The following is a 24,446-nucleotide window of genomic DNA, read 5'->3' as shown; positions in this document are numbered from 1 at the left end:
CGCCGAGGCAGGCGTGCGGCTGCTACGCGAACGGCGTGAGCGTGACACCCGCGTCGATCAGGGCGGCGCGGACCAGCTCGGCGCAGCGGACCGCGCCGGGGGCGTCGCCGTGCAGGCAGATCGACTCGACCGGGCACGGGACGACGCTGCCGTCGACGGCGACCACGGTCCGCTCGGTGGCCATCCGGACGGCCCGGGCGGCCACCTCCTCCGGGTCGGTGACCAGCGCGCCGGGGGCGGTGCGCGGCACCAGCGAGCCGTTGGGCAGGTAGCCCCGGTCGGCGAAGCCCTCGGCGACCACCCGCAGGCCCGCCCCGGCGGCGAGCTGGGCGAGGACCGAGCCGGGCGAGCAGAGCAGCGGCAACCGGTCGTCGTAGTCGCCGACCGCCGCCACGAGCGCCGCCGCCTGGGCCTCGTCGCAGGCGGCGGCGTGGTAGAGCGCCCCGTGCGGCTTGAGGTAGCGGACCCGGCTGTGGAACAGCCGGCAGAACGCGTCGAGGGCGCCGAGCTGGTAGGTGACCTCGTCGCGCAGCTCCGCGAAGGCGTACGCGATGTGTCGCCGGCCGAAGCCGGCAAGGTCGCGGTAGCCGACCTGGGCGCCGACGGCGACCCCGCGTCCGGTGGCGGCCTCGCAGACCTGGCGCATCGTGGACGCGTCGCCGGCGTGGAATCCGCAGGCGACGTTGGCGGAGGTGACCAGGTCCAGCAGGGCGGTGTCGTCGCCGAGCCGCCAGATGCCGAATCCCTCGCCGAGGTCAGCGTTGAGGTCCATGGAACGTGACCGTAGTACCTGGGCGCGCCTGCGCGAGGGGGGTCACGTCGTCCACCACCCCGACGACGGGGTACCCGCCGGTGGTCGGATGGTCGGCGAGGAAGATCAGCGGCTGGCCGTCCGCCGGCACCTGCACCGCGCCGAGCACGATTCCCTCGCTGGGCAGTTCCCCGGCCACCGCGCGGGGCAGCACCGCGCCGGTGAGTCGCGCGCCGACCCGGTTGCTCACCGGGCTCACCGCGTACGTGGTGCCGAACAGCCGGTCCAGCGCCCCCGGGGTGAACCAGTCGTCGCGGGGGCCGAGGCGCAGCGTCAGCCGCAGCTCGGTCGACGTCGGCGCCACGACGGTGATGTCGACCGGGGCGGGTGGCCCCGTCGGCGCGCCCAGGGGCAGCAGGTCGCCGTCGCGCAGCGGCGGCGGGCCGAGCCCGGAGAGCGTGTCGGTGGCCCGGCTGCCGAGCACCGGCTCGACGGCGATCCCGCCGCCGACCGCGAGCCAGTTGCGCAGGCCCTCGCGGGGCGGGTCGATCCGCAGCACGGCGCCCGCCGGCACCGACAGCGGCCGTCCCACGTCCCCGAACCGGCGGCCGACCCGGACGGCGGTGGCCGTCCCCGTCACCGCGACCGTCGCGGCGCGGGGGAACCGCAGCTCGCAGCCGGTCAACGTGATCTCCAGGCCGGCGGCGGACTCCGGGTTGCCGACGAGGCGGTTGGCCAGCCGCAGCGCCGCCGGGTCGAGCGCGCCCGACCGGGGCACGCCCAGGTGCGCCCACCCGGCCCGGCCGAGGTCCTGGACGGTGGTCAGCGCCCCGGCGCGGAGCACCTCGACTTCCGGCCCGGTCACGCGGCCACCAGGCGCACCTCGGTGCCGGGGGTGAGCCGGGCCGGCGGGTCCGCGTGCACGTCGAAGAGGGCCGTGCCGGTCCGCCCGACCAGCAGCCAGCCGCCGGGCGAGGCCGCCGGATAGATCCCGGCGTACGGGCCGGCCAGGGCGACGGAGCCGGTCGGCACCCGGGGGCGCGGGGTGGGCAGCCGGGGCACCGCCAGTGCGGCGGGGAGCCCGGTGAGGTAGGCGAACCCGGGGGCGAAGCCGCAGAAGGCCACCCGGAAGGCGGTACGTGTCAGCCGCTCGACCACCGCCGGCACGTCCACGCCCCAGTGGCCGGCGACGACGGGCAGGTCCTCCCCGTCGTACGTCACGGGGACGTCGACCGTTTCGGCGGCGACCGCGCCGGCGGGGGCGGGCGGTCGGGGTGTCCAGGCGGCGATCCGCGCGGCGGTCACGGCCGGGTCGGGCACGCCGTCGAGCAGGACGGTGGTGGCCGCCGGCACGATCTCGACGGCGCTCAGCTCGCCGCGTTCGCGCCGCCGCCACAGCGTTGCCCGCCATCCCTCCACCTGGTCGGCGTCGTCACAGTCGATCAGCAGGGCGTGCGCCCCGACGAGTCGGATCCGCATCCCGCCATACTCCACGACCGTCCCGGGGCACCAGGGCCGACGGTCGCCATCTCGCGTGACCGGACGCACTACTTTCAGGTAACCTACGGTGCCGTAACCTAATGTCGTGACCACCTCCGCCCCGCTTCGACTCAAGCCGGTCGACATCGGTAAGCCCCGGATGCGCGGCTGGCTCCACACGTACGCGTTCTTCGTCGCCCTCGTCTGCGGGATCGTGCTCAGCGCGATCGCCGCCTCCCGGCCCGGCTGGGCACCCCTGGTGAGCTGCGTGATCTACAGCCTGACGGTGTGCGGACTGTTCGGCACCAGCGCCCTCTACCACCGGCGGGTATGGTCCGAGCGCGGCTACCAGGTCATGCGCCGGATGGACCATTCGATGATCTTCGTGTTCATCGCCGGCACGTACACGCCGTTCTGCGTCCTGCTGCTGGAGCCCCGGCCGGCCGCGATCATGCTGTCGCTGGTCTGGGGCGGGGCGATCGCCGGGGTGGCGCTCAAGCTGGTCTGGCCGCACGCCCCGCGCTGGGTCTCCGCGCCGCTCTACCTGGCGCTCGGCTGGGTCTCGGTCGCGATGCTGCCCGACATCCTGCACCAGGGCGGCGTGACCGCGCTGGTGCTGCTCGTCGTCGGCGGCCTGGTCTACAGCGTCGGCGCGGTCTTCTACGCGCTGCGCCGGCCCAATCCCTGGCCCACCGTCTTCGGCCACCACGAGTTCTTCCACGCCTGCACCCTGGTGGCCGCACTCTGCCACCACATCGCGATCTACTTCGCCCTCTTCGCCTGACCCACCGACCGACGCACCACCCGTGCTCCCGGCTGCGCACGACGACGGGGGCCCCGCCACGCCGCGGAGCCCCGTCAGATCGGCGTCGGGACGTCAGACCGTGCGGCGTGGCCGACGCACCTCGCGGTACTCCTCGACGACCCGGTCGTCCTGCACCGGCACGACCCGCTCGGCGACGACCCGGTCCTCGACCACCGGGCGGGCGACGACGGTACGACGGCGCGTGTTCCAGAAGTGGAGGGTGACCAGCAGGCCGGCCAGGCCGGCGAGCATCAGCACCCAGCCGACGACCGCCAGGTTGAGCCAACCCAGATCCGCCTCCACGGCGAACGCGAAGATCGCACCCAGCGCGATCAGGAAGATGCTGCCACCAAAACCCATGTCGTCGCCTCCTCGGCTGTCCCTGGCGTTTGCCTCCGCCGCGGCCATCGGTGAGGGTGCGGCATCCATCGACTTACCCAGGCGCTCTGATCGCCAATCGGGCAAGCTTGGGACATGACGGACGCTCACGCCGCGGGACGGACACTGGTGCTGCTCCGGCACGCCAAGGCCGAGCAGCCGGGGGAGGTGCCGGACGAACGCCGCCCGCTGGCCGCCCGGGGGCACGCCGACGCGGCGGCGGCCGGCGCCTGGCTGGCCAAGCACGCGCTGCTGCCGGACGTCGTCATCTGCTCGGCCGCCCGGCGCACCCGGGAGACCTGGCACGGCGTGGCGATGGGCATGACCGGGTCACCACCCGAGGGCGGCTCGGCCGGCCCCGCCCCGGTCGTACGCTACGAGGCGGAGGCGTACGAGGCGCACATGGAGGACCTGTTGGCGCTGGTCAGGCGGGTCGATCCCGCCGCCCGTACCGTCCTGCTGATCGCCCACAACCCGGGCATCTCGCTGCTCTCCGCCCTCCTGGACCCGCTACGCGCTGACCAGGAGGGTATGCGTACCAGCGATGTCGTCGTGCACCGGCCCGAGGTCGGGTGGGCCGACCTGGACCGGGGACGGGCCCCGATCACCGATCAACACACCGCACGCGGCTGAGCCATCCGCCGTTGCTGGCGGATGGCTGAGGGGCCGCTCGATGTGCCGGTCGTGCCGCCGGTCGTCGTACCGCCGCTCAGGTTGACGGCACGACGGCGTCCGCTCAGGACGGTCCGCTCAGGACGACGGCGTCGGCGTCAGCGTCAGGACGGTGGCGCCGTCGGCGGCGGCGGGTCGGGCGGCGGTGGCATCATCGCGGTCGGATGCGAGAGCCGGTTCTCCTCCACGATCAGGGTCCGCGCCCGCTTGCGGCGGTCCTGCCAGAACCAGAGCGTGGTCAGCAGTACGGCGAGCCCGGCCAGGATGAACACCCAGCCGACCGCGCGCAGGTCGACCCACCAGACGTTGGCCCTGATGGCGAAGGTGAGGATCGCGCCGATCGCGATCAGGAAGATCCCGCTACCAATGCCCATGTGCGCTGCACTCCCCCGTGCGATGGCTTCTGGGCGTTCTCTGCCGTGGTCCTGCGACGGTTACCCGCCACACCGCCCGGCTACCTGGCTGAGGCCACCGAATAGCCGAGGCGCCCCCCTCTTCCGGAGCTTCTCTCGGGCGGGGCCCGCTCTCCCAGTGGCAATCGCGCCCATCCGGACACCCCCGGCATGCCGCCCCAACTCGCCCACGACGCCGAGGCCGACCGCGTCGCGCCAAACTACGGAGCGCGACGGATCCGGAAAATTTTGGAAGCTTCACGGAGAGTCATGATCACGACACCCGCCACTCCACCCCGGAGTCGGCGCGAATCGGAATAACGGGACGGTACCGGTGCAGCTCGGCACCGCCAGCCCCACGCCTCCGCGTCGCCTTTGCTCTGCACCCACGGACGCGACGGACACCGAGAGTGTCTGGTGCCTCCGTGGGTGCAGAGCAAAGGGCGGAGGAGGGCGTCCCTCGTTGGCGCGCTGACCACAACGCTGCGTGATCGATGTGGTGACCGCGGGCCGGTCGGCGGGCGCGGCACCTCCGGGGACGCCGACGGCCGGCGGGCTGCTGCCCGCCGGCCGTCGTGCCTGCCTCTGCCGGGTCGTCACCCGGCCGCACCGCAGCACCGCAACACCGCAGCACCGCCGCCGCAGCGCCGCAGTGCGGGCGTGGCGTGACTCAGAAGGCCTCCTCCGGGAGATCCATGATGTCCAGGTCGGTGCCCTCGATGATCCGCCGGTCGGCGCCCACGCGGGGCAGGACCTCACGGGCGAAGAACCGGGCGGCGGCCACCTTGCCGGTGTAGAACGCCTTGTCGGCGGCGGAGACCTCGCCCGCCAGGGCCTTCAGTGCCACGTCGGCCTGCTTCTGCAGCAGCCAGGCGACGACCAGGTCGCCGACCGCCAGCAGGAACCGGCGGCTGGCCAGGCCGACCTTGTAGAGCGCCCGGGCGTCGCCGCCCTGCGCCTCGCCCAGCCAGCGGGTCAGCACCCCGAGCATGTTCTGGATCTCGACGAGCGCCTTGCCGAGCGCCTGCCGCTCCTCCTTGAGCTGGCCGTTGCCGCCCTCGGTGGCGATGAACTCCTGGATCTCGCTGGCGACGACCATCAGGGCCTTGCCGTTGTCCCGGACGATCTTCCGGAAGATCAGGTCGAGGCTCTGGATCGCGGTGGTGCCCTCGTACAGGGTGTCGATCTTCGCGTCGCGGACGTACTGCTCCAGCGGGTAGTCCTGGAGGAAGCCGGAGCCGCCGAAGGTCTGCAGCGACTCGTGCCCGAGCAGCTCGTACGCGCGCTCCGAGCCGACGCCCTTGACCAGCGGCAGGAGCAGGTCGTTGACCCGCTTGGCCGTCTTGGCGGCCTTCTCGTCACCGGCCGTCTCGGCCAGGATGATCTTGTCCTGCCAGCTCGCCGTGTAGCAGACGAGCGCGCGCAGGCCCTCGGCGTACGACTTCTGCAGCATCAGCGAGCGGCGCACGTCCGGGTGGTGGGTGATGGTGACCCGCGGCGCGGTCTTGTCCGCCATCTGGGTCAGGTCGGCGCCCTGCACCCGGCTCTTGGCGTACTCGAGGGCGTTGAGGTAGCCGGTAGACAGGGTGGCGATCGCCTTGGTGCCGACCATCATCCGGGCATTCTCGATGATCATGAACATCTGCCGGATGCCCTCGTGCTTCTCGCCCAGCAGCCAGCCCTTGGCCGGCACGCCGTGCTCACCGAAGGTCACCTCACAGGTGTTCGAGACCTTGAGGCCCATCTTGTGCTCGACGTTGGTGGCGAAGACGCCGTTGCGCTCGCCCAGCTCGCCGGTGTTCTCGTCGAAGTGGTACTTCGGCACCACGAACAGCGACAGGCCCTTGGTGCCCGGGCCGCCGACACCCTCGACGCCGACCGGGCGGGCCAGCACGTAGTGGATGATGTTGTCACTCAGGTCGTGCTCGGCCGAGGTGATGAAGCGCTTCACGCCCTCGATGTGCCAGGAGCCGTCGGGCTGCGGGATGGCGCGGGCCCGGCCGGCGCCCACGTCCGAGCCGGCGTCCGGCTCGGTGAGCACCATCGTGGAGCCCCACTGCTTGTCGGCGAAGAGCTTGGCCCACTTCTTCTGCTGCTCGGTGCCCTCGACGTGCAGTACGTGCGCGAAGGACGGGCCGGAGGAGTACATCCAGACCGCGGCATTGGCGCCGAGCACCAGCTCGGCGAGGGACCAGACCAGCGCCCGCGGCGCGTTGCTGCCGTCCAGCTCCGCCGGGAGCTCCAGCCGCCAGAACTCGGAGTTCATGAACGCCCGGTACGACTTCTTGAACGACTCGGGCAGCGGCGCGGTGTGCGTGGCCGGGTCGAAGACCGGCGGGTTGCGGTCGCTGTCCAGGTAGCTGGCGGCCAGGTCCTCCCGGGCGAGGCGGTCGACCTCGGCGAGGATGTCGCGCGCGGTGTCGACGTCCAGCTCCGTGTACGGCTCCTGGCCGAACGCCCGGTCCGCCCCGAAGACCTCGAAGAGGTTGAACTCGAGGTCCCGAAGATTGCTCTTGTAGTGGGTCATGCTCGCTGGCCCCGCTTCCGGACAGGTGTTACCGATCAGTAACCCCGACTCTATTACTCGCGGGTAGGCAGCGACAAGCCGATCTCGGAAGTGACGGCGGTTACACAGTTCCCGTTCAGGTTGCCGAGACCGCCCCGACACCCTCTCGCGATGGCCGCCGGCCTCAGCTCTCGGCCGCGCCGACCTCCCAGCTCGGCACGGCCGCGGTCGCGGTCGTGCCGCCGCGCGAGCCCGTGTACTCCATCAGGACCAGGGCGATGTCGTCGTCGAGCCGGCCGTGCACCCATTCCTTCAGAGCGGTCTCCAGCGAGGCGAGCCCGTCGGCGACGGTGCCGTGGCCGAGCAGCCGCCAGGCGCGGTCGGCGGTCGGGAAGAACTCCCCGTCCCGGCGCGCCTCGCCGAGCCCGTCGGTGAAGAGCAGCAGCCGGTCGCCGGGTTCCAGCCGCTCGACCCGGGGGCGGACCACCGGCATGAAGCCCAGTGGCGGGGCCGGGGCCGGCGGTTCGAGCGGGATGACGGCGCCCCGGCGCAGCAGCAACGGCGGCGGGTGACCGCAGTTGACGATGGTGAGCGTGCCGCCCCGCTCCTCGACCAGCGCGGCGGTGACGAAGTCCTCGTCGCCCACGCTCCGGGCCACCGCCCGGTCCAGGTCGGTCACGATCGCCCGCAGGTCGGCCCGCTCGTACGCCACGTGCCGGTACGAACCCAGCACGATGCTGGCCAGCCGGACGGCGTCCAGCCCCTTGCCCCGCACGTCGCCGATGATCATCCGCACCCCGTACGGCGTGTCGATCGCCTCGTACAGGTCCCCGCCGATCTCGGCCGTGGCGGTGGAGGAGATGTAGCGGGCGGCGACCGAGAGACTGCCGACCTGCGGCCCGAGCGGGCGCAGCACGGCCTGCTGCGCCACTGCCGCCAGCCGGGACAACTCGGCGATCTGCTCGGCCTGCCGTTGCCGTACGGCCGCCGTGGCCGCCGCGATCCCGGTGCCCAGCGCGATGCACGTGACGGCTACCGCGGTGGACAGCGACACGGTCTGCTCGCCGAGGGCGAAGCCCGCCCCGAGCGCCGTGGCGGCGGCACCCACCCCGAGCACGATCCGCCACGACGCCAGCGCGGCGGCCAGGAAGGGCGCGGCGACCATGAGCGCGATGTAGTTCGCCGACCGTCCGTCGGCCAGCTCGACCGCCGAGACGATCGCGAGCAGGACGACGGCCGCGCCGAGGCCGGCGCGGGATCCGGGGCTCAGTGGGCCGCGGCCCGACTGGAAGGGTTTCGTGCGTACGAGGGACAGCATGCCTGATGGACGTGAACGGGTGAATGAAGCTGGCCCGTCGTCCGAGGATGTTCTGGCCGCGCGGATCACCCCGGCGGGCCGATCGCGGCCCGGCGAGGGCTCAGCCGAGCACCTCGTAGCGGACCTCGACGTGACCCGCGTCCAGCGAGGCGATCTCGGCGAACGCGGCCCGGGACAGGTCCAGACAGCGCCCCTCGACGAACGGGCCGCGGTCGTTGATCCGCACCGTCACGGACTTGCCGTTCGCCGGGTTGGTGACCCGGACCCTCGTGTCGAACGGCAGGGTCTTGTGGGCGGCGGTCAGCTCCGACGGGTCGAAGGTCTCGCCGTTGGCGGTGAGCTGCCCCTCGGAGTAGAAGGAGGCGCCGCAGGAGCCGCTGTCCACCACCGGTCGGGCGGTGCTGGTCTTCTTCGTCGCCGTGGGCTTCGGCGCGGCGGTGCGCGGCTTGCTCCGGGAGGGAGCCTGGGGCGACCGGGTCGCCGTCGGGCTGGGGGTCACGCTCGGCGACCCGCCGGCGCTCGGCGAGGCGGCCGGCGAGCTGGGGGCCGCGCTGCTCGGCACGCCGGTGGGCGACAGGTCGACGGCGGCCGGCCGCGCGGACTCCGAACCGGAGGTCAGCTGAACGGCGCCGACCGTGCCGCCGACGGCGAGGGCCACCCCGACCGCCGCGGTGGCCGCGATGGCGGCCGGCGAGGAGAACATGCGGGTACGGGAGTGCCTGCCAGCCACCGGTCCGGTCCTTTCGTCATCCGACAAACCGGGTCGGACCATAACGAGAGAAACACTTCCGAAGTCAACGTGATCATGTCGTTTTGCCCGCAATTACAGTGATACGTGTAGCCGATCATCCGACCCGAGGTGGGCCGGGCGGCCCGGCGACCCACGGCCTGCGCGGGTCGCGCCGGTTGCCGCAGGATGGGTGGCATGCCCCCCGAGCTGAGCGGACGCCTCGCCGAATTGGTCCGGTGGATCGATCCCGGCCCCGGCGCCAGTCACCTGGTCAGCGACGTCTCCGGCTGGTGGCGCGACCCCGAGGTGCTCGCCCGGCTGGGGCCGGCCCTGGTGGAGCCGTTCCGGGCCGCGCGGCCCACGGTGGTCGTCGCGCCGGCGGTGACGGGGTTCCTGCTCGGTCCGCTCGCCGCCACGGCGCTCGGGGTCGGCTTCGTGCCGGCGCACAAGCCGGGCGACGGCCGGCTGCCCGCCGGGCCGCTCACCTGGGCGCAGAGCCCGCCGGACTTCCGCGGCAGGCGGGTGGACCTGGCCGTCCGGGACCACGGCCTCGACCGCGGCGACCGGGTGCTGGTGGTGGACGACTGGGTCGCCACCGGAGCCCAGGTCCGTGCGCTCTACGAGATCTGCGCCGCGCGCGGCGCCGAACCGGTCGGCACCGCCGCCGTCGTACTCGACTGCCCACCGGCGGTCGCCGCCGAGCTGCGGATCCGGGGGCTGGTCAGCGGCGACGACCTGACCTGACCCGGACGAACTCCTCGACCGCCGTCTAGGCGCAGGCACGAGATCAACGACGGCGGTAGCGTCGGCAGGATGTGGCCTCGGATCGGTGAACTGCGCACCCTCGCCCTCGGCACCCCCGGCGACCTGCGGACGCGACTGAACACCCTGGTGCTCGGCGGGGTGAAGACGGCGACCGCCGGCCTGCTCACCGAGTACGCCGAGGAGGGCGAGGATCTGGAGCGCGTCGGCGAGCGGCTGGCCCTCGTGGACGACGAGGACTCGCTGGTCGGCGTCGTCGAGGTCACCGGCGTCGAGGTGGTCCGCTTCGCCGAGGTGACCTGGGACTTCGCCCGGTCCGAGGGCGAGGGCGACCGCTCGATCGAGGAGTGGCGCGAGGGGCACGCTGCCTACTGGGCGCGGGTCGGCACCCCCGTCACCGACGACAGCGAGGTCGTCTGCATCCGGTTCCGGCTGGTCTCGGCCGGCGACGGCGGCATCCCCACCGGGGACCTCGGCACCTGAGGGCACCCGGCCGGGCCGCCGGTCGCCTCCGGGCCGGCATCGGAGCCGGCCCGGAGACCGAGCCGAACGGGCCCGCCGGGGCCGATCAGCCCCGGCGCAGCTCGGGCAGCAGGCGGGTGGCCACGTCCACCAGGACGGCCTCGTCACCGGCGTACCAACTGCTGGCCCGGGGCCAGTGCGTGACCACGTCGGTGAAGCCGAGGGCGGCGGCCCGGCCGACCTGGTCGGCGAAGAACTCGGCGCTGTGCAGCGAGAAGACGGGCGCCGAGTCCAGCGACAGGTAGCGGTCCAGGGTGCCCGGGTCGCGGCCGGCCGCGGCGAGCGTCTTGTCCATCCGGGCGCAGAGCTCGGCCACCCCGTCCCACCAGCTCTCCAGGTCGTCCCCGCCGGGGCCGGTGGTGACCCAGCCCTGACCGAACCGGGCCGCCAGCCGCATCGACCGGGGCCCGTTGGCGGCCACCACGAAGGGCACCCGGGGCGTCTGGACGCAGCCCGGGTTGTTGCGCGCGTCGACCGCCGTGAACCAGTCCCCTCGCCAGGTGGTGCCGTCCTCGCTCAGGATGAGGTCGAGCAGCTCGGTGAACTCGGCGAACCGGTCGACGCGCTGGCGCGGCGGCAGCGTCTCCCCGCCGAGCACGGCCGAGTCGAAGCCGATCCCGCCCGCGCCGAGGCCGAGCAGCAGCCGCCCGCCGGAGACGTCGTCGAGCGCGGTGACCTGCCGGGCGAACGCCGCCGGATGCCGGAAGTTCGGCGAGGCGACCAGCGTCCCGAGCCGGATGCGGGTGGTCACCGTCGCGGCGGCGGTCAGCGTGGTCACCGAGTCGAACCACGGCCCGTCGACCAGGTCCCGCCAGCCCAGGTGGTCGTACGTCCAGGCATGGTCGAAGCCCCACTCGTCCGCCTGCCGCCAACGGCGCTGCGAGTCGGACCAGCGCTGGTCGGGAAGGATCACGATGCCAAACCGCATGATCGCCAGCCTAACGGCCGTCGCCGGCCCGGACACCCACCGCGCGCTGGCTGGTGTTCGGCCGGGCCAGCCGCCGCACCGGGGTGTCGCACCCGCTCGGTGCGCGGTCACCATGCTGTAGGCGCTCACCGAGCGACCCGCCCGGTCGATCGCATACCTTCCGGGCGGGAAACGCGGTGGGCGGCCGGCCGGAAGCCGCATAGGCTGCGCGGCGTGGATCAAGCCGCGCCGCACACCGCCGCGTCCCTGGCCGCCGACCTGCGCGACCTCGGCGTCTCGGCGGGCGACGTCCTGCTGGTGCACTCGTCGATGCGGAGCCTCGGGTTCGTCGCCGGCGGTCCGCGGGCGGTCGTGGAGGCCCTGCTGGCGGCGGTCGGCCCCGACGGCACTCTCGTGGTGCCCACTCACACCCCGGAGAACAGCGACCCTGCCGGCTGGCGGAGCCCGCCCGTACCCGAGTCGTGGTGGCCGGTGATCCGCGCACACACGCCCTGCTTCGACCCGGCACGCACGCCGAGCCGGTGGGTGGGCGTCCTTGCCGAGGTGGTCCGTGTCTGGCCGGGCGCCCGGCGCAGCGACCACCCGCAGGTCTCGTTCGCCGCCCTCGGCGCGCACGCCGCAGAGATCGTGGCGAGGCACCGCCTCGACGAGGCGCTGGGCGAGCGGTCGCCGCTCGGCGCGGCGTACCGCCTGAACGGCAAGGTGCTCCTCCTCGGCTGCGGGCACGACTCGAACACCTCGCTCCACCTGGCGGAGTGGCGGCAGACGTCCCCGCCCCGCACGGAGGAGGGCGCCTCGGTGCGGCAGCCGGACGGAAGCAGCCGCTGGCTCACCTGGACCGACGTGCGAACGGACGAGGGCGACTTCGGGAGGCTGGGCGCCGAGTTCGAGAAGACGGGCGCGGCCGCCGTGGGCCGGGTGGGTGAGAGCGCCGCCCGGCTGATGTCTCAGCGCGCGCTGGTCGACTTCGCCACCGCCTGGATGGCGGCCCACCGCGTCCGCTCCGCCGGGGCGTAGCGCTCGGAGAACCACGGGTGTACGGACCATCCGGAGCGGCTTCGGCTGCTAAGCTCCGGCCACTTGTCTGGGGCTTCCAGCCGTTGCGGGCCAACGCTTCCTGACCTGCCACCGCATCGGGGTGCCGCAGGAACAGCTTCCCCGCAAGACGTCTTCCGGCTCCGTGGCCGGAACCCCTCACCCTCTGTCTTGCAGGGAGGACGAGCGTGGTCCGAGGCTCGCTCATCCGCGCCGGCATCGCCGCCGCCGTGTCGTTCACGCTCGCCGTGGGCCTGACCCCGTTGTCGGCTGGCAGCGCGTGGGCCGAACCGGTCGCGGGAGAGGTGGTCATCCCCGCCACCTACGTCCTGGATCCCCGGACACAACTGTTCAGCGCGGGCCCCTCGGGGTTCCTCCGTCACGAGTCCACGCTGGGCTACCTGTGGACGAGCTACACCGGCGTCGACACGAAGCTCGACTCGTACGCCCCCGATACGAACATGGTCCCGGACCTCGGCGCCGGCTCGGACGTCGTCGCGGAACTCGACCAACCCAGGACCGTCACGCTCCGGTACATGGCGACCGGCCGATCGCGTACGGTCACGATTCCCGTCGGCCACACGTACGTCAGCACGCTGGGGTCGACGGTCGTGACGACGACGGGAAACCTGTTCGACACCAACTACACGTGGCACCTCTTCGACACCCACGACGACGGTTCGGTCACCCAGCGTGCCGTGGCGGGCGTCCCCGACGGGATCGCAGGGCCGACCGAGGTCGGAGCGCCGCTGGGCGACGCGCGCGGACAGGTCGTGCAGTACCGGGTGGGCACCACGGGACGCACCGGGTTCCTCGACATCGAGCAGGGCCGGCTGATTCCGCTCCCGTACACCAGGCACGCGGGCACCGGTACCGTCGTGCTCACCTCCACCCACCTGCTGTGGTCGCACGACGGCGCCGTCTCCATCCACTCGCGCGAAGATCTGACCGCCACCCCACGGACCGTGCCGCTGCCCGGCGGCGCGCAGGTGCTGGGGATGGTCGGCGAGACGCTCGTGGTGGGCCGGCACGACCCCTCGCTGGGTCCCCTGAGCTACCTGGATCCCGTCTGGCGGGTCGAGGCTGTGGCCCTCGACGGTCGTCCGACGAAGACGCTGCTGGCCAGGTCGGAGGGGCTGCCCATGCCGACCCCGGACGGCAGGCTTCTCGTCCAGGGCGGGCCCGACCTGGACCAGTGGGGAGTCTCCGTCGTGGAGGCCGTGGACGGCGGTGACGTGACGATCCGCAAGATCGCCGAGGCGTACCCGCAGAAGATCCAGACGGTGTCCGGGCTGACCTTCACCCAGGGGCGGCTGACCACCCTGGAGTACTTCAATGCCTGGCAGAAGCGGCGCCACCTCTACACCCGGGAGATCGGCGTGACCGGCACCCTCACGGTCGGGCCGCGTACCGCCCGGGGTCCCGCGCCCGCCAGCTGCGACACCACGGCCTGCCCCGACCTCCACGACACCGGCGACGGCCGGACGGTCGTCTCGGGCCTCAGCTACGGGCGTACGGACGACGACCGGCAGCCCCACCTGTTGGCGCCGAACCAGCCCATGCCCGGGACGCGGATCGACAGCTCCCGCACCTACCACTCCGTCGCGGCTGTCGGCGGCCGCTTCGCGGCACTCACGGCCGCCAGCGGCACGGGTAACGAGACCCGGGTCGTCGATCTCGACACCGGGAAGGCGGTGTTCACGACCACGGCCTCCGTCGAGGCGCTGTGGGGCACCACCCTGTGGGTGCGGGACGGCAACGACGCCGTGGCGCCCGTCGACGTGCTGACCGGGCAGCGGGGCGCTCAGGTGTGGTTCGGCCAGGGGTGCCTCCTGGAGGACCTCCAGGCCGTCGGGCGGTGGCTGCTGTGGACCTGCGTGGGCTCGGCGTCGGGCCAGGGCGTGTACGACACCGTCAAGCGGACGAACCTGCGACTCGTGTCCGGAGACGACTGGTCGTGGGCCAAGCTCGGCGACGGCTTCGTCGCGTCCGAGGTGAACGGGCAACTGAAGGTGACCGACGTCCGTGACGGGACGCCGAGGTCGCACACCGCCGGGGCGTTCGCGTCGTGGCGGCCCTGGGACGTCGACCCGTACACCGGCGTCATCGCCCACCTCGGCGCCGACGACGGCATCCACCTGGTCCCCAGCGGCGTCCCGGTCTCGCCCCTCGCCCAGCTCGACGCCACCGTCGCCACTTCGGCGCACGTCAAGGACGCCACCGGGCACTGGAGCCCGAAGTGGTGGCTGTCCAAGCCGGCCGCCTCCTGGACGCTCGTGATCAGGAGTCAGACCAGCGGCGTGGTCGTCCGTACCCTCTCCGGCGGCCTGACGCGCGGCCTGGTGGCCACGACCTGGAACGGCAGGGACGACCGCCGCCGGTCGATGCCCAACGGCGCCTACACGTGGACGCTGACCGCCACGCCGGCGGACGGGCAGGGCGCGGCCCTCACCAGGTCGGGGACCGTGCAGCTCAGCCACGAATGCCACATAGGCGACCGCCCGCAGCTGGTCACGGTCAGGTGCTCCTGACATGACCGCGCCGGACGGTGCTGTCCCCGGGCGTTCCGCCCGGTTCGCCGCCCAGCTCGTGGCCACCGTCGCGGCTCCGCTCGACCCCGCGTCGGCGGACGCCCCGCAGGTGCTGCACTGGCCGGGGCGCAGGCTGCTGGTGCAGCGCGGGGACACCGAGCTGGCCGTCCGCGACCTGGACGGGGAGGGGACGGAGATCCGCTTCCCCGCCCCCTGGCCCCGCCGGTACGGCTCGACGGCGGTCTCTCCTGCGGGCGACGTCGCCGTGTTCGTCGGCGTCCACGCGTTGCGAGCGGTGGATCCGACCGGCGCCGTGCGGTGGGAGATCCGGCACGGTTGCTGGTCGGCCGCCGTGTGCACCGAGTCCCATGCCTCGTTCTCCGAGTACGCAGACGACCACCACCACGGTCACGCGGACAGCGGCTCGGCGGCCTTCTCCTCGGACGGCAGGATCCTCTGGGCCCACGTCCGCAACAACGCGGGGCACGAAGTCGAGGAGGAATGGCTGATCCTCGATCCCGCCGACGGCACGGTGCTGACCCGGGCCGAGACGACGACCGTCGCATCGGGCTCCTACCACTTCCCCCATCCGGACCCGGCGTACATGGGGCTGACCGTCGCCGAGGGCGAGGAGGACTCGCCCGTGCTGTGGGGGCACTGGGACGGCGCGACGCTCACGGTCCAGCGGTTCGCCGAGGAGGTCCTCCTCGCCGTGAGCCCGTCCGGGGAGCACTTCCTGACCACGGATCCGGGACAGTGGGCCCTCTACCTGCACCGGGCGGAGGACGGCACGGAACTGCGGCGGCTGAACGCCGAGGAGGCCGTGCCCCCTGCCTCAACCGCGGACAACCGCGTTTGTTGGGGCTACGAGGCGGCGTTCCCGTACGACGACCGTGCCGTGGTCGGCACCGAGTACGACGAGGAGGTCCCCCGCCACTGGCTGGTCGACACCCGCACGATGGCCGTGCGCGGCCAGATCGCCTACCCCTTCCCCGTTTCGGGATCCCCCCGCTCGGCGGGGCGGGGCGCCTGGTACACGGTCTCCAAGGATGGCGCCGCCGTCCACCTGTGGAGCCTGCCGCAGGCGACCGGTACCCGGCCCTGGGGACTTAGATGATCTCCCCCGCGCTCCCTTCCTCCCACGGCGACCGGCCCAGTAGGCTCGCGCCCAAATCCTCGGTGTGAAAGCGCCGATCCTTGTCACGGGGGCGGGAGGTCGGGTGCGCGTCAAAGCGATCGCACGTCTGATGGTCGCGGCGCTGGGCGCCGCTTTCGGCGTGGTGGCGCCGATGGGTTCCGGTACCGCGTACGCCGACGGCGCGGTCGGTCTCGGCATCGACACGTACGCGGAGATGGTGGTCGACTCGGCGCGCGGTCGGCTGTTCTTCAGCCAGGGGCGGGAGCGCTCGGGCGTGCGGTTGACGGACCTGTCCGGCGGCTCGCAGCGGACGATCCCGAACCTGCCGGGCGCCAGCGGCATGGCGCTGAGCCCGGACGGCTCGACGCTCTACGTGGCCCTCGCTGACGCGGGCGCGGTCGCCGCGATCGACACCACCACGCTGACCGAGACGCGTCGCTACAGCACCGGCGCGAGCAGCTGTCCCACCTGGCTGGCGCCGGCCGGCGGGAAGATCTACGTCGGCTATGGATGCCAGTCCGGGAAGGGCAAGCTGGGGTCGATCGACGTACGCGGGGCGACGCCGATCGTCGCCTTGGACCTGCCCCTCAACGGCCAGTACTACTACCCGCCGCTGCTCCGGAGCACCCCGGCCAACCCGAATCTGCTGCTGCTGGTGAACCGGTCCCGCGTCTCGTTCGCCATCTCGGGCGAGCCGAGTCTGTACGACGTCTCGTCCGGGACACCGTCGCATGTCGCGTCCCTGGCCGGGGAAACCTGCACCGGCCTGCACGACGCCGCGCTGACGGCCGACAAGGTGATCCTCGCCTGCTCCTACCTGTGGGACCCACAGTCGAACTCCCGCTTGGTGGCGACCGAGCACGTGGCGTTCTCCACGGCGGACCTGTCGCCCGCGGGCGCGTACCCGTCCGGGACCTGGCCGACGGCCGTGACGACGTCTCCGAACGGTTCCCTCGTCGTCCTCGGCGCCAGCGAGAGCAATTCGATCCACGTCAAGCGACCGGACGGGAACATGGTCCGCCGGTACGACCTCCCGCCGGGCAACCACCTCGAGGTGCGGGGCCTCGCCGTCGGCGCCGACAACCGCACGCTCTACGCCGTCACCACCGATCAGGACCGGAAGAACCCGGCCCTGCGGGTGCTGACCGACTTCGGCACCACCGGATCCTCGCTCCTGCTGTCCGCGCCGACGACGAGCACCCGCACCGCGCCACTCACCGTCCACGGGAAGTTGGCGTTCGCTGGTGCGAACGTGTCGACGCCGTGGACGCTGCGGGTCGTGAAGCAGGACCTCGCCGGCGGCCACCCGCTGCCGGACGTCACCACTGCCGCGGACGGCTCGTTCTCCTTCTCCGACACGCCGCTGGTCGGCGCGGCCAACACCTACACGGTGACCTTCCCCGGCGACGCCACGCGCCCGGGGGCGACCCAGTCGGTCACCGTGCAGGTCTCGCGCGCCGCCACTGCGTTGAGCGTCACGGCGAAGGCGACGGCCGACCGCCGCGCGGCGGTGACCGCCCAGCTCGGCGCCACCTACACGAACCGCACGGTCTGCCTGTACGCCCAGCCCTACAGGTCCACTCGCAGAACGATCACCTGCGGCACGGTGGATTCGAGCGGCAAGCTGACGGCCACGTATCCGACGTACCAGCGGGTCACGTTCAGCGCGAGCTTCGCCGGGGACCACCGGTACGCACCCGCCGAGGCGTCGGTACGCACGTACGGGCTCCACTGGAGGAAGCCCGGGGTGTTCCGAGGCTACTGATGGGCCCACCTGTGACCCGGATGGGCCACGACAGCCCACGCGCCGCGCTGATCTACCAGCACGCCAACCGGGAGGCCGACCAAGGGACCGCCGATGCGATCGACAAGGCGGTGAAGGCAGCCCGGCGCAAGCCGAGCAAGCGCAAGCCGAGGCAGGCTCCCGACAGTGGCGGGCCGGCCGCCGAGGCAAGCTAATGGCCCACGTCCTGTTTCAGCTCGCCTGACAACACGAAAGCCCTGGTTGGGACTCTCGTCCCGACCAGGGCTTTCGTGCGTTGGAGCGGGTGACGGGAATCGAACCCGCACTGTCAGCTTGGGAAGCTGATGTTCTGCCATTGAACTACACCCGCAGGCGGCACCACTGTACCTGAGACGTCCCGCCGGTGCACCCAGGTACCCCCTCCGGCGCCGCACCGTGTCGCCCGGCGGCCCCCGGGTGATTCGCGGCCACCGCCCGGAGCCGGTCCCGCCACGGCGGCCGCGATCTGTTCTGCGCCGTGGCCCGCACCGGCTGGCGGACCGCCACGCGCGAAGAGCGACGCCACCGAGCCGCCGGGCGGCGGGAGTCGCTACCGAGAATCACCGTTTCATCGCCAATTGTCGATCACGAGTCGGCGCCGGCCAGGAAAAAGTTTCATCCCCGCAACATATGGCCGTTCTCAAATCCGTCGATCGGTTGTAACGTCTGCCCAACGTTTTCAGCCACGGCGTGACATACCCCCCTGTCGCGCCGGCCAGAAAGAGGTGGGCCCATGGGACTCCGTCCCAACCTGCTGACCCGGCGTACGGCCGGCGTCGCGTCGACGACCCTCGCGCTGCTGCTCAGCACCGCCGCCGTGGGCGTCGTACCGGCCGCGTCGGCCTTCTCCGCCGCCCCGAGCGAGGTCTGCGTCGAGCCGGCCGACGTCCACTCGGACTCCCGCGTCAAGGCGGGCGGCGCGGCCAAGCACGAGCCGAACGAGCTGACCCTGGCGGAGACACGCGAGCGCGAGGCCGACCTGGCCGCCGCCCTGCGCGAGCGCGCCCGGTTCCGCACCGGCGCCGGCGCCTCCATCACGGCCACCGTCACCATCCCCGTCGTGGTGCACGTGATCCAGCGGGACGGCACCCGGGCCGGCGGCAACATCCCGGACTCGATGATCACCTCGCAGATCAACGTGCTGAACCAGTCCTACAGCGGAGCGACCGGCGGCGCGGCCACCGCGTTCAGCTTCCAGCTGCAGAAGATCAACCGGGTCACCAACCCGGCGTGGTACCCGATCGTGCAGGGTTCGTCGGCGGAGCGGTCGATGAAGACCTCGCTGCGCGAGGGCGGCAAGAACACCCTCAACGTCTACCTGGGCGAGCTGAGCAACGACCTGCTCGGCTGGGCGACCTTCCCGACCCGGAAGCTGAACAGCATGGACGGCGTCGTCGTGCTGAGCGAGTCGCTGCCGGGCGGCACGGCCACCAACTACAACCAGGGCGACACCGGCACCCACGAGGTCGGCCACTGGCTGAACCTCTACCACACCTTCCAGGGCGGCTGCTCCGGCTCGGGTGACAGCGTCAGCGACACCGCGCCCGAGGCATCCCCGGCGTTCCAGTGCCCGACCGGCCGGGACACCTGCACCGCCCCGGGCGCCGACCCGATCACCAACTTCATGGACTACACCTACGACTCCTGCATGCACCAGTTCACCGCCGGGCAGGCCAGCCGCATGCTGACCGCCTGGAACGCGTACCGCGCGGCGTAGTTCCCCCGCACGACCGGTGCCGGCCCCGCTCGACGGGGCCGGCACCGTCGTCTTCGGGGTGGGGTGGGGGGCGGTGCGGCGCCCCGGACGGGGACGGCCCGGGGCGCCGCACCGCGTCTCAGGCGGCCGGGCGGGCGGCGAGGTTGCCGCCGCTCCCCGACCGCGTCTCGGGCACCAGGGCGGCGCCGGCGGCGGTCGCGCCGGGGTCGAGCCAGACCTGGACGGCGGGCCGGCCGTGCCCCTCGCCGGCACCGCCTGCGACGCCCGGCTCCCGACGGGCGAGCATCGCCACGTCGACGGTGAACTCGAACAGCCGCCAGTCGACCTGCGGCGCGGCCCGGTGGCTGCGGGCCAGCCGGGCCACCCGGGCCGGGTCGGTGACCGGCCGGGCGTGGCCGGCGACGTAGGCCTCGTCGTCGCTCTCCTCCGGCGGGAAGGAGTGCAGGGCGTAGCGGCCGTCGCGTTCCAGGTCACGCCGCTTCGGCGAGTCGACCACGAAGCAGAAGAGCCCCTCGTCGGTGATCACCGGAGAGACGGGATGGACCCGGGGCCCGCCGTCGGCGCGGACGGTGGCCAGGTAGCCGAAGCCCGGCCCGTACTGCTGCATGAGGGAGCGGATCCCGTCGGCGAGGCGGGGCTCGTCGGCGGCGAATTCGGACCAGGAAGCCATGCCGACATTCTATCGAACACGTGTACGAACAGGTAGTCCGACACGCAGGTCACGCACATCGCTCGCTAAGGTGGTGCGATGCTGCTCTCCGACCGCGACCTGGTCTCCGAGATCAAGGCGGGCACGCTCGCGCTGGAGCCGTTCGAGCCCACGCTGGTGCAACCGTCCAGCATCGACGTACGCCTGGACAAGCTCTTCCGGGTCTTCAACAACCATCTCTACACCCACATCGACCCGGCGATGCAGCAGGACGACCTGACGTCGATGGTCGAGGTGCCCGAGGGCGAGCCGTTCGTGCTGCACCCGGGCGAGTTCGTGCTCGCCTCGACGCTGGAGGTGATCTCCCTCGGCGACCAGCTCGCCGGGCGGCTGGAGGGCAAGTCGAGCCTGGGACGGCTCGGCCTGCTCACCCACTCCACCGCGGGCTTCATCGACCCGGGCTTCTCCGGCCACGTGACGCTGGAGCTGTCCAACGTGGCCAACCTGCCCATCACCCTCTGGCCGGGCATGAAGATCGGTCAGCTCTGCATCTTCCGGCTCTCGTCGCCGGCCGAGCACCCGTACGGCTCGGCCGTCTACGGCTCGCGCTACCAGGGGCAGCGCGGCCCGACCCCGAGCCGCTCCTGGCAGCACTGGCGCACCTGGCCGACCCGCTGACGACCACGAAAGGGCCCGCTCCGCGCCGCGCGCCGGAGCGGGCCCTTTCCGTCGTACGCGACGAGGCGGTTCAGCCGGGGCGGCCGTAACTGTGGATCGGGCCGTCGTCGACCTTCTTCATCTTGACCGGCACCCCGGCTCGGGAGGCGTGCACCACCCAGCCCCCGCCGACGTACATGCCGACGTGGTGCAGGTCGCTGTAGTAGAAGACCAGGTCTCCCGGGCGCAGCTCGCCGCGGGTGATGGTCGCGGTGACCCGGCGCTGCTGCGCGGCGTTGTGCGGCAGCGAGACCCCGGCCTTCGCCCAGGCAGCGAGCATCAGGCCCGAGCAGTCGTACGCGTTCGGGCCCTCGGCGCCCCAGACGTAGGGCTTGCCGATCTGGGCGCAGGCGAACTTGACGGCGGTGCCGGCCCCGCCACCGGGATAGCTGGCCGGGCAGGGGGCGGGGCGCAGCGAACCGCCGCCGCCGCTGCCGTAGATCCGCAGCCGCAGCTTCTGCAGCCGGTCGATCTCGGCGTTGATCTGCTTCTTCTTCGCGGCGAGCTGGGCCTCCGTCCGGCCGAGTTGGACGACCATCTCGTCGAGCGGGGCCTTCTTCTCGGCCAGCCGGTCGCGCAGCTCGGCGACCTGCCGCACGTCCTGCTGCTGGTGCTGGGCGAACCGGTCGAGCAGTTCGAGCTGGCCGACCATCTGGTCAGGCGAGCGGCTGCCCAGCAGGGCGTTGACGGCGGAGACGTTCTCGCCCTTGTAGGCGCGGACGGCCAGCGCGCTGACCTCCTCCATCGCCTGCTCGACCTGCCGTTCCAAGGGCTCGATCTGCCTGGCGAGGGCGTCGGCCTGCCTGCGCTTGGCGGCCAGGTCCTGGCGGGTGGCGTTGTGCCGTTCGATGATCGGTTCGAGCTTGTTCCAGTCCTCGTCGATCTGGCGCTCGATCTCGGCGACCGTCGGTTCGGCGTGGGCCGCCGTGGCGCCGCCGGTCAGGACGACGGCGAACGCGGCCAGGGCGGCGAGGGCGGTGGTGCAGCGGTACCAGCGTGGGCGCGGCGCAGCCGTCGTCGGGCCGGCGGGTGCCGACCGTGTCGACGGTGGCCGCGGGGCATGGTGTGCCACCGGGCTCCGTACTCCTTCTTCCCGTACCGCCTACCGGGTTAGCTGACGGGTTCGGGCGGGAAGGGGACGCCCTACCGCAGGTGCTGCGGATTCACCCCGGGGTACCTGGGTCCCCGGCTCGCTCGGGAGCGACTCGGCGGTGTCGGACCGTTACCGCCCCGGATGGGCGGACTGTCGCCGGCCGACGAATGACCAGAGTAGAGACCGTCGTTATCGATCCGCAACCCATCGCGCCGTGACACACCGTATTCACGCGGCCCGGGGAGGCCCGCAACCCCGGCGACGAAGATTTCCTTCCTTACGAAGTGATAGATGGAAAGGTATTGACCAGAGGTGCCGACCGGGGCGAAGGTGGCCCCACATTCGCCCGTCCGACCTGGGGGTCTGATGCACCTGTCAGCGACATCGAGGAGCAGACGCGTCCTGCTGGCCGCCGCCGTGGCGGCCGCCCTGGCGGCGACGCCGCTCACCGCCGCCGGAACCGCCGCCGCCGCGCCGACGACCGACCGGCAGCAGCAGTACGCCGCCGCGGCTGCGGAGTACGGCGTGCCGGAGAGCGTCCTGCTCGGAGTCTCCTACCTGCAGTCCCGCTGGGACACCAACGCCGGAACGCCGAGCACCAGCGGCGGCTTCGGACCGATGCACCTCACCGACGCGGAGTACGTCGCCGCGCTGCCCGGGGGCACCCACCACGACGAGGGCACCGAGGACCCGCGGGGCGACGACTCCCGCCCGTCCCTGGCCGAGGCGCACGAGCCGCCGGCCGCCCAGCCTCCCGCCGAAGCCTCGCTGCGGACGCTCGACGCCGCCGCCGGGCTGACCGGCGCCAGCGAGGAGGCGCTGCGCACGGACGTCACGGCCAACATCCGTGGCGGCGCGGCGCTGCTGGCCGCGTACCAGAAGGAGATCGGCGCCCCGGTCGGCGCCGACACGGACCCGGCGGCCTGGTACGGCGCGGTGGCCCGCTACTCCGGCGCGGACAGCACCGACGCCGCGGCGGCCTTCGCCAACGAGGTGTACGCCACCATCGCCGCCGGCGACAGCCGGCTGACCGACGACGGGCAGCGGGTCACCCTCGCCGCCCGCGCGGTGCAGCCGGAACGCTCCTGGCTCGACCGGCTGGGCCTGCGCAAGGTCGCCCGGCCCGACGGGCTGGAGTGCCCCGACACGATCTCCTGCGAGTGGATCCCGGCGCCCTACGTGCAGTACGGCCCGACCGTGGGGGACTACGGCAACCACGACCTCGCCGACCGGCCGGCCCAGCAGAAGATCGAGTACATCGTCATCCACGACACCGAGGGCTACTTCGGCCCCAGCGTCAACCTGGTCAAGGACCCGAGGCGGGTGGGCTGGCACTACACCCTGCGCTCGGTGGACGGCCACATCGCCCAGCACATCAAGACCAAGAACGTCGGCTGGCACGCCGGCAACTGGTACGTGAACGCCAAGTCCATCGGCCTGGAGCACGAGGGCTTCGCGGGGCACGGCACCTGGTACACCGAGGCGATGTACCGCACCTCCGCCAAGCTGGTCCGCCACCTGGCGCTGCGGTACAACATCCCGCTGGACCGGCAGCACATCATCGGGCACGACAACGTCCCCGGCACCGTCGCCTCGACCGTGCGCGGCATGCACTGGGACCCGGGCCCGTACTGGGACTGGTCGCACTACTTCGACCTGCTCAAGGCGCCGTTCACGTCGACCGGCACGCCGCACACGGGGCTGGTCACGATCGACCCGGACTTCGCCACCAACCAGCCGCAGTTCACCGGCTGCAACCGGCAGCCGCCCGGCGTGCCGAACCCGCCCCCGCCGGTGGCTCCCTGCCCGCTGCGCGGCTCGTCCGCGGTGATCCTGCACAGCGCGCCGAGCCACGACGCGCCGCTGGTCAACGACATCGCGCTGCGGCCCGACGGCACCCCGAACACGATGTACATCTCCGACCACGGCGCCCGGGCCTCCGCCGGGCAGACGTACGCGCTGGCCGAGGTGCAGGGGGACTGGACCGCGATCTGGTACCTCGGCCAGAAGGCGTGGTTCCACAACCCCGCCTCGAAGCCGACCGCGAAGTGGTCCGTGGGCTTCGTGGTGACCCCGAAGGCCGGCAAGGCCACCATCCCGGTCTACGGCCGGGCGTACCCGGAGCAGGCCGCCTACCCGGCCGGCGTGCCCTACCAGCCGATCTCCCCGCTCCAGTACACCCTCTCGGCCGGCCAGCGGTACGCCGTCGGCACGGTGCTCCCCGGCGAGTACTACCGGGCCGTCACGTTCGACGGGTCGTCGCCGGGCGACTGGACGGTGGTCCGCGGCGAGAACAGGTACGTGCAGATCCAGTTCGGCCACCGGGTCATGTACGTCAACCTGGACGACGTGAACGTGCTGCCCTCCGCGCTGGGGGCGCCCAACTGACCCACCGCTCGCCCGGACTGGCGCAGGCCGTCCCCGAGCACGACGAGGGCCCCCGGTCGGCGGTTTCAAGGGGTCGTTGCAACGCGTTGGCTAGTCGGTGACGGCTAGGAGCTTAGCGAGGCGCTCGGCTGGGGTATCCCAGCCGAGCGTTT

Annotated in this window: 23 protein-coding genes, 1 tRNA gene and 1 riboswitch; of the genes, 12 read left to right on the top strand and 12 right to left on the bottom strand. The window is 72.5% G+C overall.

Annotated elements, in window-relative coordinates; all coding sequences use genetic code 11:
* Positions 1–22: 22 nt before the first annotated feature.
* The 3 genes from AB0G14_RS03760 to AB0G14_RS03750 are packed head-to-tail and all read right to left on the bottom strand — an operon-like array spanning position 23 to position 2,230.
* The gene (locus AB0G14_RS03760; protein WP_357693402.1) at positions 23–772 is read right to left on the bottom strand and encodes a 5-oxoprolinase subunit PxpA; all 750 of its coding nucleotides are present in this window, start codon (positions 770–772) and stop codon (positions 23–25) included.
* Positions 756–1,616, bottom strand: a complete 861-nt coding sequence (locus tag AB0G14_RS03755; RefSeq protein ID WP_357693400.1) for a biotin-dependent carboxyltransferase family protein — start codon at positions 1,614–1,616, stop codon at positions 756–758. The genes AB0G14_RS03760 and AB0G14_RS03755 overlap by 17 nt, the downstream gene beginning before the upstream one ends.
* Complete coding sequence (locus tag AB0G14_RS03750) at positions 1,613–2,230, bottom strand: allophanate hydrolase subunit 1 (protein ID WP_357693397.1); 618 nt, start codon at positions 2,228–2,230, stop codon at positions 1,613–1,615. Before AB0G14_RS03750 ends, AB0G14_RS03755 begins: the two co-directional genes overlap by 4 nt.
* Positions 2,231–2,336: 106 nt before the next feature.
* Here AB0G14_RS03750 and AB0G14_RS03745 point away from each other — a divergent pair, with 106 nt between their 5' ends.
* Positions 2,337–3,014 carry a hemolysin III family protein gene (locus AB0G14_RS03745; protein ID WP_357693393.1) on the top strand — a complete coding sequence of 226 codons (678 nt, stop codon included), beginning with the start codon at positions 2,337–2,339 and terminating at the stop codon, positions 3,012–3,014.
* Between the two features lie 93 nt (positions 3,015–3,107).
* On the opposite strand, the gene AB0G14_RS03740 is transcribed toward AB0G14_RS03745, so the two are convergent.
* On the bottom strand, positions 3,108–3,395 hold the full coding sequence (locus AB0G14_RS03740) for a DUF6458 family protein (protein WP_357693391.1): 288 nt from the start codon (positions 3,393–3,395) through the stop codon (positions 3,108–3,110).
* Positions 3,396–3,509: 114 nt separating this feature from the next.
* Between AB0G14_RS03740 and AB0G14_RS03735 the strand changes: the two genes are divergently transcribed.
* Entirely contained in the window at positions 3,510–4,046 is a 537-nt protein-coding gene (locus AB0G14_RS03735; protein WP_357693389.1) for a histidine phosphatase family protein, read from the top strand.
* Between the two features lie 143 nt (positions 4,047–4,189).
* Here the strand turns inward: AB0G14_RS03735 and AB0G14_RS03730 are convergent, their stop codons facing one another.
* From AB0G14_RS03730 to AB0G14_RS03715, 4 genes are all read right to left on the bottom strand, one after another.
* Positions 4,190–4,459, bottom strand: coding sequence for a DUF6458 family protein (locus tag AB0G14_RS03730; protein WP_043961115.1), 270 nt, complete (start codon positions 4,457–4,459; stop codon positions 4,190–4,192).
* 688 nt (positions 4,460–5,147) lie between these two features.
* Entirely contained in the window at positions 5,148–7,004 is a 1,857-nt protein-coding gene (locus tag AB0G14_RS03725) for an acyl-CoA dehydrogenase (RefSeq protein ID WP_357693387.1), read from the bottom strand.
* A gap of 163 nt (positions 7,005–7,167) precedes the next feature.
* Positions 7,168–8,301 carry a PP2C family protein-serine/threonine phosphatase gene (locus tag AB0G14_RS03720; protein ID WP_350702273.1) on the bottom strand — a complete coding sequence of 378 codons (1,134 nt, stop codon included), beginning with the start codon at positions 8,299–8,301 and terminating at the stop codon, positions 7,168–7,170.
* A gap of 100 nt (positions 8,302–8,401) precedes the next feature.
* Complete coding sequence (locus tag AB0G14_RS03715; RefSeq protein WP_357693385.1) at positions 8,402–9,031, bottom strand: septal ring lytic transglycosylase RlpA family protein; 630 nt, start codon at positions 9,029–9,031, stop codon at positions 8,402–8,404.
* A 195-nt stretch (positions 9,032–9,226) separates the two neighbouring features.
* Here AB0G14_RS03715 and AB0G14_RS03710 point away from each other — a divergent pair, with 195 nt between their 5' ends.
* Together AB0G14_RS03710 and AB0G14_RS03705 are read left to right on the top strand one after the other, a co-directional pair.
* Complete coding sequence (locus AB0G14_RS03710) at positions 9,227–9,775, top strand: phosphoribosyltransferase family protein (protein WP_357449942.1); 549 nt, start codon at positions 9,227–9,229, stop codon at positions 9,773–9,775.
* Between the two features lie 69 nt (positions 9,776–9,844).
* On the top strand, positions 9,845–10,276 hold the full coding sequence (locus AB0G14_RS03705; RefSeq protein ID WP_357693383.1) for an ASCH domain-containing protein: 432 nt from the start codon (positions 9,845–9,847) through the stop codon (positions 10,274–10,276).
* An 85-nt stretch (positions 10,277–10,361) separates the two neighbouring features.
* Here the strand turns inward: AB0G14_RS03705 and AB0G14_RS03700 are convergent, their stop codons facing one another.
* Positions 10,362–11,243, bottom strand: coding sequence for an LLM class flavin-dependent oxidoreductase (locus tag AB0G14_RS03700; RefSeq protein WP_357693381.1), 882 nt, complete (start codon positions 11,241–11,243; stop codon positions 10,362–10,364).
* Between the two features lie 213 nt (positions 11,244–11,456).
* On the opposite strand from AB0G14_RS03700, the gene AB0G14_RS03695 reads away from it, so the two are divergent.
* The 5 genes from AB0G14_RS03695 (at position 11,457) to AB0G14_RS03675 (ending at position 17,906) form a co-directional block, all read left to right on the top strand.
* Positions 11,457–12,260 carry an AAC(3) family N-acetyltransferase gene (locus tag AB0G14_RS03695; RefSeq protein ID WP_357693379.1) on the top strand — a complete coding sequence of 268 codons (804 nt, stop codon included), beginning with the start codon at positions 11,457–11,459 and terminating at the stop codon, positions 12,258–12,260.
* A gap of 206 nt (positions 12,261–12,466) precedes the next feature.
* Positions 12,467–14,809, top strand: coding sequence for a FlgD immunoglobulin-like domain containing protein (locus tag AB0G14_RS03690; RefSeq protein WP_357693377.1), 2,343 nt, complete (start codon positions 12,467–12,469; stop codon positions 14,807–14,809).
* A gap of 1 nt (position 14,810) precedes the next feature.
* Positions 14,811–15,926 (top strand): hypothetical protein, encoded by a 1,116-nt coding sequence (locus AB0G14_RS03685; RefSeq protein ID WP_357693375.1) that lies wholly within the window; start codon positions 14,811–14,813, stop codon positions 15,924–15,926.
* A 103-nt stretch (positions 15,927–16,029) separates the two neighbouring features.
* Complete coding sequence (locus AB0G14_RS03680; protein ID WP_357693373.1) at positions 16,030–17,712, top strand: hypothetical protein; 1,683 nt, start codon at positions 16,030–16,032, stop codon at positions 17,710–17,712.
* Entirely contained in the window at positions 17,712–17,906 is a 195-nt protein-coding gene (locus AB0G14_RS03675) for a hypothetical protein (protein WP_357693371.1), read from the top strand. The genes AB0G14_RS03680 and AB0G14_RS03675 overlap by 1 nt, the downstream gene beginning before the upstream one ends.
* An 81-nt stretch (positions 17,907–17,987) precedes the next feature.
* Here the strand turns inward: AB0G14_RS03675 and AB0G14_RS03670 are convergent.
* Positions 17,988–18,061, bottom strand: a tRNA-Gly gene (locus AB0G14_RS03670).
* A gap of 402 nt (positions 18,062–18,463) precedes the next feature.
* Between AB0G14_RS03670 and AB0G14_RS03665 the strand changes: the two genes are divergently transcribed.
* Positions 18,464–19,447 carry a zinc metalloprotease gene (locus tag AB0G14_RS03665; RefSeq protein ID WP_357693369.1) on the top strand — a complete coding sequence of 328 codons (984 nt, stop codon included), beginning with the start codon at positions 18,464–18,466 and terminating at the stop codon, positions 19,445–19,447.
* 118 nt (positions 19,448–19,565) lie between these two features.
* On the opposite strand, the gene AB0G14_RS03660 is transcribed toward AB0G14_RS03665, so the two are convergent.
* Entirely contained in the window at positions 19,566–20,117 is a 552-nt protein-coding gene (locus tag AB0G14_RS03660; RefSeq protein WP_357693367.1) for a pyridoxamine 5'-phosphate oxidase family protein, read from the bottom strand.
* A 78-nt stretch (positions 20,118–20,195) separates the two neighbouring features.
* On the opposite strand from AB0G14_RS03660, the gene dcd reads away from it, so the two are divergent.
* On the top strand, positions 20,196–20,774 hold the full coding sequence (gene dcd, locus AB0G14_RS03655) for a dCTP deaminase (RefSeq protein WP_350683119.1): 579 nt from the start codon (positions 20,196–20,198) through the stop codon (positions 20,772–20,774).
* A gap of 70 nt (positions 20,775–20,844) precedes the next feature.
* Here the strand turns inward: dcd and AB0G14_RS03650 are convergent, their stop codons facing one another.
* Entirely contained in the window at positions 20,845–21,885 is a 1,041-nt protein-coding gene (locus AB0G14_RS03650) for an NlpC/P60 family protein (RefSeq protein ID WP_357693365.1), read from the bottom strand.
* 12 nt (positions 21,886–21,897) lie between these two features.
* Positions 21,898–22,034: riboswitch (cyclic di-AMP (ydaO/yuaA leader) on the bottom strand.
* 238 nt (positions 22,035–22,272) lie between these two features.
* On the opposite strand from AB0G14_RS03650, the gene AB0G14_RS03645 reads away from it, so the two are divergent.
* Positions 22,273–24,294, top strand: coding sequence for a peptidoglycan recognition family protein (locus AB0G14_RS03645; RefSeq protein WP_357693363.1), 2,022 nt, complete (start codon positions 22,273–22,275; stop codon positions 24,292–24,294).
* The last annotated feature ends 152 nt before the right edge of the window (positions 24,295–24,446 follow it).

Source organism: Micromonospora sp. NPDC023814, assembly GCF_040639595.1.
GTDB lineage: Bacteria > Actinomycetota > Actinomycetes > Mycobacteriales > Micromonosporaceae > Micromonospora.
Note: the sequence above shows the minus strand (reverse complement) of the source record. Positions and strands in the feature narration are given on the sequence as shown.